The following is an 8,559-nucleotide window of genomic DNA, read 5'->3' on the forward strand; positions in this document are numbered from 1 at the left end:
CTTCTTGCATGTGACCACCGAGTTGCGCTGCGAGATTAAGACCCTGGCCTATCCGCCCGCCGCCCTGTTCGGATTGGCCATGGCCATCGTCGCCTACAACGCCTTGGCGGTGATCAAGGCGACGCTGCGTCAGGTGCATGGTGCCGAGACGGTCGATAGCGAGGTCTCCGGCTACTATCTCGTTAACGAAATGGCGTGCGTGGACGCGTGCCTCAACACCCTGATCACGCCTGAGGAATGGGCCGTGTTTCAAACGTTCACGCCCGAGGCGATGGCCGCCTGGTTGCTCGCCACCGCGCAACAGGTGCAGTTGCGCAAGTACCGCAAGCATCCACGTGGCCCGAAGAACACGCCTCCAACGCGCACCCATGATCCGAAAAAGCCGCATCTGTCCGTCGCGCGCTTGCTCGCACAGCGTCAACAGCCCAAGACGCCCTCCCTGAAGCGGGGGGAACGGCATCCGATGATCGATCACGTATCGTGACCTTCACAGCCATGCTGCATCCTCCTCCTGCGGACCGGCAAGCCCGATACCAGCACGGGCAAGGTGCTGATCGTCGATGCTTCCACTCTGTTCCGCAAGGACCGCGCCCAAAATCACCTGGAGCCCGAGCACGCCGCGCAAATCCTCGGCTGGTAAGTACTTCATTATAATTATTTGTAAACCCGCTATTCTTGAATATTAAGAGAATTGAATGTCGTATTCATTTCCGTATGAAAGCAGAATCTCTCTTAGATTCGCTTCGAGTAATTTGAAATTTTTATAAGCTGATATCGGCATCCATTCATATTTGATTTTACGCCAAAGGATTTCGATGAGGTTCAATTGTGGCGAATAAGGTGGTATAAAATACAGCGTCAAACCAAGCTTTTCCCATTCATCCCGCTTCGCCGTAACAGCTTTGCTCGTATGAATCGGCACATTATCTAAAATAACCACTGCCGGCTCGGTCATGATTTCACAATAATTATCTATCACTTGAATGACAAAATCACTATCGACAGAGCCAATTTTTAAGTATGACTTCAATTGACTAGAGGCGGGATTCAGAAAGCCGAGTACGTTAATTCGTTTTGATTTCGATGTTGGTATACCGATAGTTCCGTCACGCCCTATATCTTGCCATGCATAAGGCACTTCAGGAGTTAAGCTAAATCCTGACGCATCGAAATAGATAAGCGAGAATTCTCCGTCATATGTCATCCGCTTGAGTTCTTCTAGATCATCTTTTCCTTTTTGATACTCTTCTTCAAGCGGTTGTTTTTTAGTGATTTTTCGTTGTCTTTTCCAGGTTTTTCCGTGTTTCTTCAGAATTCTCCGCAAAGTTTCAATGCTCGTTGTCTTACCGAGAAATTCCTCAATTTTTTGGGCGACAGAACGCAGTGATCTTGGTTCTTGTTCTACATACCCGAGGATCAGACTTTCTTCCCATGGTTCAAATTTTGGCTTTGCGCCTCGTCCGGACTGATCATATAGCCCATCTATTCCGAGGAGAACCCAACGTTCTGCCCAATTCCTTGACGTATTGACATGAACATTAAAAATTTTAGCGACATCTTCGAACGTGCGGCGATCACCAAAAAGAAGGATAATGGCATGTGCGCGCATTCGAACAACAGGTGAATCGTACCCATGCATGATAAGATTCAATTCTTCACGATCTTCGTCTGAAAGCGGATCATTCAGGATACGTAAATAATCCATTCTATGCCTCAAAAAATAAAAAACATTTCAAAATAATTAAAATTTAATATAATTCATTTATAGTTTAGCTATTATAAATTAACAAAATTTTAAATGGGCGATCATTTCTAATTATTAATTAGTTTTATATTTTCTCCTACAACTTATTCTGTTGGGGTACTTATCAGGCATTCGAGGATGTCGAGGACCATGCCCGAGTCGTGACCCTCGATGAGATCCAAGAGGAAGGTTGGACGCTCAACATCTCGCGCTACGTCCTGCCGCCGATCGGCAAGGACATCCCACCGTTGCCGGAGGCTATCGCCGATTTCAAGGCCGCGCTGGAGCGCTGTCGGGTGGCTGAGGAGGCATTGCGGAAGGAAATGATCGAGGGCGGCTGGCTGGAGTGAAGAGCCATATGGGCAGCTCGCGATGTTGGGTCGACAACCCGATTGTCTCGCCCACATGGGTAACGATGATATGAACAAACGCCGATTTCGATGTCCCGATTGCGGACACAAGACTGGGGTCGCGATTCTCTATGGCTATCCGACTCAGGAAGCGCAAGAAGCCGCAGAGCGTCAGGAAGTGGTGTTGGGGGGCTGCTGTTGCGAACTAAACGCCCCTGAGCGGCAGTGCATTCGATGCGGTCATACGTGGCGGATCCAGCGACGGAGTTCGCACAATGACTGACCGTCTCCCCCTCGCTCAGCTCGAAAGCTACCTCTGGGGCGCCGCTACCATCCTGCGCGGCCTGATCGACGCGGGCGACTATACTCCCTATAGGCATAAATCGCGCTTTACTCATATAGACCCTGAGCAAGCTTTTTGATCTTCTGTATTTGATTTATACTCGTAGCCAACGTGTAAACACCTTGTGCATTTTTCTACCGATGATCAATATCGAGTTTTCTGAGCAGGACTTAAAAAAAATTAAGCAGTTGCGTTACGAGCATGCACATCCAAGAGTGCGCCGGCGCATGGAGGTTCTGTGGTTGAAGAGTCAGGGTCTTGAACACTAGGCGATTTGTCGGCTCGCAGGCGTTTCGAGCAACACCCTGCGGGAGTACCTCAGGCTGTTCCAGGCCGGCGGGATCAAGAAAGTGATGGAACTCAACTTCTACGCCCCGACAAGCGAGTTGGAGCGGTATCGCTATCGACTTGAGACCCATTTCCGCGAGCATCCGCCAGCGACGCTCAACGAGGCCGTCGCCAGCATACAGGAGTTGACTGGACTCAAACGCAGTCCGAGTGCCGTAGGGAAGTTCCTCAACGCGCTCGGCATGGCGCCGAGACGCGTCGGAAGAATCCCCTCGAAGGCCGACCCCGAGAAGCAAGAGCAGTTTCTGATCAATGAGTTGGAGCCACGGCTCGAAGAAGCCAAGCAGGGCAAGCGCGCTATTTTTTTGTCGATGCTGCTCACTTTGTCTTGGGTGCCTTTCTCGGCATTCTCTGGTCGTTCTCCCGCCTCTTTGTAAAAACCTCCGCCGGGCGGAAGCGCTTCAATGTGCTTGGTGCGCTGAATGCGATCACGCACGAGTTGGTGATGATCACAAACGACACCTATATCACGGCGGACAGCGTTTGCGACCTGTTGCGACGCATTGCGGAGCTGAATATTGACGTGCCCATCACGCTGGTACTGGATAATGCCCGCTATCAGAAGTGCAAGATCGTGACGGCATTGGCTTTGGAGCTTCATATTGAGCTGCTTTATCTTCCGACCTATTCACCGAACTTGAACCTCATCGAGAGGCTCTGGAAATTCGTCAAGAAAAAGGTCCTGTACTCGAAATACTATGCCAATTTCTCCGACTTTCGAAACGCCATTACTGACTGCCTTAACCAAACCCACACAACGCACAAGAAGGAGCTGGACTCTTTGCTCACGCTGAACTTTCAGACATTCAAGAAATGCGACTTTGTGCCTATATGAGGTATACAAGCAGTTCATCTTCCCGCTGGTGTTCTACAAGCGCCTGTCCGATGTCTGGGACGAGGACTACGCCAACGCCCTGGAGACCTATGACGGCAACGCCGAGCTGGCGAAGGCCGAGGCCGACGAGCGTTTCGTCATCCCCGAGGGCGCGCACTGGACCGAGACGCGCACGGTGGTCAAGGACGTGGGCAAGGCCCTGCAGGACGCCATGCGCGCGATCGAGGCCGCCAACCCAGGCCGCTTCGACGGGATCTTCGGCGATGCCCCCTGGACCAACAAGGAGCGTCTGCCGGACGCTACGCTCCGAAACCTGCTCGAGCACTTCTCAAGCCAGGTGCTCTCGCTGGCCAACGTGCCCGAGGACGAGCTCGGCGACGCTTACGAATACCTCATCGGCCGCTTCGCCGATGACGGCGGGCACACGGCCCAGGAGTTCTACACCAACCGGACCGTGGTCCACCTCATGACCCAGATGCTCAAGCCCCAACCGGGCGAGCGCATCTACGACCCCACCTGCGGCACCGGCGGCATGCTCATCGCCACCCTGGCCGAGGTGAAGCGTCAAGGCGGCGAGCATCGCACCCTGCGCCTCTACGGCCAGGAGCGCAACCACATGACCGCCTCGATCGCGCGCATGAACCTGGTCTTGCACGGGGTCGAGGACTTCGACATCCAGCGTGGCGATACCCTGGAGACACCGCGCTTCACCGAATCCGATCGGCTGCGTACCTTCGACGTGGTGCTGGCCAATCCGCCGTACTCCATCAAGCGCTGGAATCGGACCGCCTGGTCGTCGGATTCCTGGGGACGCAACCACCTCGGCACCCAGCCCCAGGGCCGTGCCGACTACGCCTTCTTCCAGCACATCCTCACCAGCCTCGACCCCGAGACCGGCCGTTGTGCCATCCTCTTCCCGCATGGCGTTCTCTTCCGCAACGAAGAGGCCGAGATGCGGCGCAAGCTGATCGAATCCGATCGGCTCGATTGCGTGCTCGGCCTGGGGCCAAACCTCTTCTTCAACTCCCCGATGGAGGCTTGCGTCGTCGTGTGCCGCGCCCGCAAGCCGCCCGAGCGCCAAGGGCGCGTCCTCTTCATCGACGCCGTCAACGAAATCACCCGCGAGCGCGCCTACAGCTACCTCAAGCCCGCCCACCAGCAGCGTATCGCCGCCGCCTATGACGCCTTCGCCGATGAGCCCGGCTTCGCCAAGGCCGCGACCCTGGAGGAGATCGCAGCCAACGGGCACAGCCTCTCAATTCCGTTGTACGTCAAACGCCACACCGCCAACAGCGCCCCGGCCGACACGCGCACCCTAGCCGAGGTCTGGGCCGACTGGGAGCAGGACGGCCGCGCCTTCTGGCAACAGATGGATGCCCTGGTCGAAACGCTGGATGGACTGACGGTGGAAGGCGATCGGGAGGCGTAACCGCCAACAGTTCTCTTGGCTCGACTTGTGGGGATCGAGCAATCCCCACAAGCCTGACCTGAATCCACACAAGCACTTGTGTGGATTGCCGAAGCATTGACAGTCCATCACGGGTTGAATATAAGAAAATTATTCACCAAATCGGTTAATAATTCACTACACTAGGAGGGTGCGTGGAGATCGTTTTCGCGGATCAAGACCTTGAGACTCTTTGCTCGGATGCGCGCCAATAGCAGAAACGTCTCGGTCAGAAGCGGGCACGCCAACTTCGGGCGCGTTTGGCTGACTTGATGGCCACCGCGCGGGTGACGGCTCTTATCGCCGGGCATCCGCATCCTCTGACCGGTAACCGAGTCGGCCAATTCGCACTTCGGATCGATGGTCTGTTCCGCCTGGTCTTCGAGCCCGCACATGAGCCCATTCCGCGACGCGACGACGGCACGGTCGAGTGGGCTGAAGTCACCGCCGTGCGCATCGTTTTCATTGGTGACTACCATGACTGAGCAAACACAGACGTTTACGCCGAATTGGGTCTCGCCGCCCGGCGACACCATCGACGACCTCCTTGAGGAGCGTCAGTGGACTCAAGCCGAGCTGGCCGAGCGGACCGGCTTTACCCGCAAGCACGTCAACGACCTCATCAAGGGGCGCATCCCGATCAGCGCCGAAACGGCCGCGCGGCTCGATCGAGTCCTTGGCGGCTCGGTCGAGTTCTGGCTCACCCGCGAGGCCCAATACCGCGCCGCGCTCGAGCGCCAAGAAAGCCTGAAGACGTTGAAGCAGGAAACGCCTTGGCTCACCGAGCTGCCGGTAGGCTGGCTGGTCCAGCAAGGCTGGATCCGGCGTGTCTCCTCCAAGGCGGAAAAGGTCGAGGAATGCCTACGCTACTTCGGCGTGGCCTCGGTCAGAGCCTGGCGCGAGCGGTATGAAACACCGCTGGTTGCCTTCCGCGCCGCCGAGAGCACCCAGAAGAAACCCGGTGCCATCGCGGCTTGGCTGCGTCAGGTCGAGCGCGAGGCCGACAAACTGCCTTGCGCGCCCTTTGACAAAGCGGCCTTCAAGCAGGCGCTGCCGACCCTACGCGCCTTGACCGCCGAGCCTGATCCGGCCGTCTTCGTGCCCAAGCTGCAAGCGACCTGCGCCGCTTGCGGGGTCGCGGTGGTCTTCGTCCCCGCGCCGCCCGGCTGCGCGGTGCACGGTGCCACCCGCTGGATGAGCCCCGAGAAGGCGTTCCTGGCACTGACCTTGCGCCACAAGACCAACGATTTACTCTGGTTCACCTTCTTTCACGAAGCCGCGCATCTGCTCAAGCACGGCAAGAAGTTCATGGTGATCGAGGGCATCGACGGCCTGGACCCCGAGCATGAGCACGAAGCGGATCGATTCGCCGCGGATCTGCTCATTCCGCCGTCGGCGGTGAGTGTCTTGAAGACGCTGCGCTCCCATGTCGAAATATCACAGATGGCCGACCAGCTCGGCATTGCGCCCGGGATTCTGGTCGGGCGCATGCAGAAGGAAGGCTGGCTCCCCTGGGATCACCTGAACGCGCTCAAGGTGCGCTATGCCTGGGCCGAATCGGACGCGGCCCCAAGTGACCCTGCCATGCCGTAAGCGCCCCATCACGGAGACTGCGCATGTCCACCGCCACCGTCACCCTATCGAGCCAAGGCCAGATCGAGATCCCCAAGCACATCCGCGACGAGCTGCATTGGGAGGACGGTCACGCCCTGTTCCTCGAAACCACCGAGGCCGGCATCCTGCTGCGCGCACAACCGGCGACTAACAAGCCGCTGCGGCTTGAGTCGCTACGCGGGTTTCTCAAGCCGGACGGCCCGTCCCTTTCCACCGAGGACCTTAGCGCGCCGGTCGATGCCAGCGCCGACTGGGATGCAGCGGAACGGCGTAGCCGATGATCGCCTTCGACACCAACCTGCTGGTCCGGCTGGCCGTCGACGACCATCCTCAGCAAGCCGACGTCGCCGAGAACCTGCTCAAGCAGCATCGCGTCCTGATCTCGCGCACCGTGCTTCTGGAGGCGGAGTGGGTGCTGCGCTCCCGTTACAAGATTCCGCCCGAGCGCATCCACGCCTTCTTTCAGCTCATGCTCCAAACCGAGAATGCCCAGCTCGAGGACGCGCCCGCCGTGGCGCGGGCGCTCGCCTGGTACCAGCAAGGCGCCGACTTCGCCGACGCGCTGCATCTGGCCGCGTGCGGGCCGGCGGTGCTTCACACCTTCGATCGGGGATTCTGTAAGGCCGCGCGGGAAGCGGGGAATGCGCCGGAGGTGCGGATATGGAAGGTGTGATGTGGGGATGGCCAGGGGCGGTTGAGCCCGGCCATGTTCCAGCGCTTTCGATGATCGAAGGTTGCAAGCTCGCTGAGGCGGGTTGCAACCCTGAGCATGCAACCTTGCCGTCGGAGCTTGCAACCTTGCTGAGCAAGCCGTCCGACGACCCGCGCACACACCCAAATCCCGCCGATGGGGCGCCCGAGACCGCACAGGAAGATCGGCATGAGTGATGGACTGAAACCAGGATGGCGCCGCTGGCGGTTCGAGCAGATGGCTCAGAACGTCAACGAGCGCATCGACGACCCGAGTCAGGCGGGAGTCGAGTATTACGTCGGGCTCGAGCACCTGGACTCGGACAGCCTGAAGATCCGCCGTTGGGGCTCACCGGATGACGTGAGCGCCACCAAGCTGCTTTTCGAGCCGGGGGACATCATCTTCGGCCGCCGCCGCGCCTATCAGCGCAAGCTCGGCGTGGCCGAGTTTCGTGGGATCGCCTCGGCGCATTCGCTCGTCTTGCGAGCCAAGCCCGCTGTGGTCCTGCCTGAGTTCCTGCCCTTCTTCATGCAATCGGATCTGTTCATGGAGCGCGCCCAGCGCATTTCGGTGGGGTCGCTGTCACCAACCATCAACTGGAAGACACTCGCGAAGGAGGAGTTCGCGCTGCCGCCGTTGGATGAGCAGCGGCGAATAGTGTCTTTGCTTGAACGGGCACAGAAAGCACGGGATGAATTGGAATCGGTACGTACTCAGGCCCAAACACTTTATGACGCAACGCTTTGCCGGCTCTATACAGTAGGGTTGGATGGAAAATCTGGATCTCGAAAGAGGCTCTCCCGGATCTCCTTGGGTTGTGATATCTTATAAAACAGTGGCTTGAGAGCCAGTTTCCGTCAAAACCCAATTCGAACGCTGTTGATTATGATGCTTGACAAAGAGACCATCCGGGTGCTGTTGAACCTACCCGATATCGCCATTGATTCCGCACCCCGTCAGCCGCTTGCAGAATATATCGCCACATAGCGCGGCCCGAGCAGCTGCAGTAAGACGCTGTGGTGTTGCTCGACGTGCAGCACGATCTGCTCGACGTGCTCAACCAAGGCGGCGTAGACCAACAGGCACAGGGTCATGACCATCATCAGGGCCATGATGCGCTCGGGCTTCTTGAGGAAGCGCGTCGCGGCCATGAACATCGGGTCCTTAAGGAAGCGAAAGCCGCGCTC

The 8,559-nt window shown here is 57.6% G+C and carries 10 protein-coding genes and 3 pseudogenes; 11 read left to right on the top strand and 2 right to left on the bottom strand.

Translation table 11 applies throughout. From position 1 onward, the window contains the following. Positions 1 to 484: pseudogene (locus CKO23_RS23015) on the top strand (hypothetical protein); the annotation flags it as partial. Between the two features lie 18 nt (positions 485 to 502). After that, on the top strand, positions 503 to 640 hold the full coding sequence (locus CKO23_RS26820; protein ID WP_200335603.1) for a hypothetical protein: 138 nt from the start codon (positions 503 to 505) through the stop codon (positions 638 to 640). Between the two features lie 42 nt (positions 641 to 682). Here the strand turns inward: CKO23_RS26820 and CKO23_RS23025 are convergent, their stop codons facing one another. Continuing rightward, positions 683 to 1,705 (bottom strand): IS630 family transposase, encoded by a 1,023-nt coding sequence (locus CKO23_RS23025; protein ID WP_200335594.1) that lies wholly within the window; start codon positions 1,703 to 1,705, stop codon positions 683 to 685. A gap of 200 nt (positions 1,706 to 1,905) precedes the next feature. Between CKO23_RS23025 and CKO23_RS23030 the strand changes: the two genes are divergently transcribed. From CKO23_RS23030 to CKO23_RS23070, 9 genes and pseudogenes are all read left to right on the top strand, one after another. Beyond that, entirely contained in the window at positions 1,906 to 2,094 is a 189-nt protein-coding gene (locus tag CKO23_RS23030) for a hypothetical protein (RefSeq protein ID WP_200335595.1), read from the top strand. A gap of 275 nt (positions 2,095 to 2,369) precedes the next feature. Continuing rightward, positions 2,370 to 2,516, top strand: a complete 147-nt coding sequence (locus tag CKO23_RS23035) for a hypothetical protein (protein WP_200335596.1) — start codon at positions 2,370 to 2,372, stop codon at positions 2,514 to 2,516. A gap of 61 nt (positions 2,517 to 2,577) precedes the next feature. Continuing rightward, a pseudogene (locus CKO23_RS23040) lies at positions 2,578 to 3,620 on the top strand (IS630 family transposase). Further along, entirely contained in the window at positions 3,607 to 5,049 is a 1,443-nt protein-coding gene (locus CKO23_RS23045) for a type I restriction-modification system subunit M (protein WP_200335597.1), read from the top strand. The pseudogene CKO23_RS23040 and the gene CKO23_RS23045 overlap by 14 nt, the downstream one beginning before the upstream one ends. 290 nt (positions 5,050 to 5,339) lie before the next feature. Continuing rightward, entirely contained in the window at positions 5,340 to 5,552 is a 213-nt protein-coding gene (locus tag CKO23_RS26105; RefSeq protein ID WP_242482682.1) for a hypothetical protein, read from the top strand. Beyond that, complete coding sequence (locus CKO23_RS23055; protein WP_200335599.1) at positions 5,545 to 6,660, top strand: helix-turn-helix domain-containing protein; 1,116 nt, start codon at positions 5,545 to 5,547, stop codon at positions 6,658 to 6,660. The genes CKO23_RS26105 and CKO23_RS23055 overlap by 8 nt, the downstream gene beginning before the upstream one ends. Before the next feature lie 23 nt (positions 6,661 to 6,683). Continuing rightward, a complete protein-coding gene (locus tag CKO23_RS23060; protein ID WP_200335600.1) occupies positions 6,684 to 6,962 on the top strand; it encodes an AbrB/MazE/SpoVT family DNA-binding domain-containing protein in 279 nt (92 codons plus the stop codon). Further along, complete coding sequence (locus CKO23_RS23065; protein WP_200335601.1) at positions 6,959 to 7,354, top strand: type II toxin-antitoxin system VapC family toxin; 396 nt, start codon at positions 6,959 to 6,961, stop codon at positions 7,352 to 7,354. Before CKO23_RS23060 ends, CKO23_RS23065 begins: the two co-directional genes overlap by 4 nt. A 207-nt stretch (positions 7,355 to 7,561) precedes the next feature. Further along, a complete protein-coding gene (locus tag CKO23_RS23070) occupies positions 7,562 to 8,203 on the top strand; it encodes a restriction endonuclease subunit S (protein WP_200335602.1) in 642 nt (213 codons plus the stop codon). A gap of 125 nt (positions 8,204 to 8,328) precedes the next feature. On the opposite strand, the pseudogene CKO23_RS23075 reads toward CKO23_RS23070, so the two are convergent. Beyond that, positions 8,329 to 8,559 (bottom strand): annotated as a pseudogene (locus tag CKO23_RS23075) (IS1634 family transposase); the annotation flags it as partial.

The sequence above is a fragment of the Thiocystis violacea genome (assembly GCF_016583565.1).
GTDB lineage: Bacteria > Pseudomonadota > Gammaproteobacteria > Chromatiales > Chromatiaceae > Thiorhodococcus > Thiorhodococcus violaceus_A.

What these genes read in the sequence shown, in the direction of transcription:
- CKO23_RS23025 (WP_200335594.1), bottom strand. Translation starts at nt 1,705, where the DNA reads ATGGATTATTTACGTATCCTGAATGATCCGCTTTCAGACGAAGATCGT.
- CKO23_RS23035 (WP_200335596.1), top strand. Translation starts at nt 2,370, where the DNA reads ATGACTGACCGTCTCCCCCTCGCTCAGCTCGAAAGCTACCTCTGGGGC.
- CKO23_RS26105 (WP_242482682.1), top strand. Translation starts at nt 5,340, where the DNA reads ATGGCCACCGCGCGGGTGACGGCTCTTATCGCCGGGCATCCGCATCCT.
- CKO23_RS23055 (WP_200335599.1), top strand. Translation starts at nt 5,545, where the DNA reads ATGACTGAGCAAACACAGACGTTTACGCCGAATTGGGTCTCGCCGCCC.
- CKO23_RS23060 (WP_200335600.1), top strand. Translation starts at nt 6,684, where the DNA reads ATGTCCACCGCCACCGTCACCCTATCGAGCCAAGGCCAGATCGAGATC.
- CKO23_RS23065 (WP_200335601.1), top strand. Translation starts at nt 6,959, where the DNA reads ATGATCGCCTTCGACACCAACCTGCTGGTCCGGCTGGCCGTCGACGAC.
- CKO23_RS23070 (WP_200335602.1), top strand. Translation starts at nt 7,562, where the DNA reads ATGAGTGATGGACTGAAACCAGGATGGCGCCGCTGGCGGTTCGAGCAG.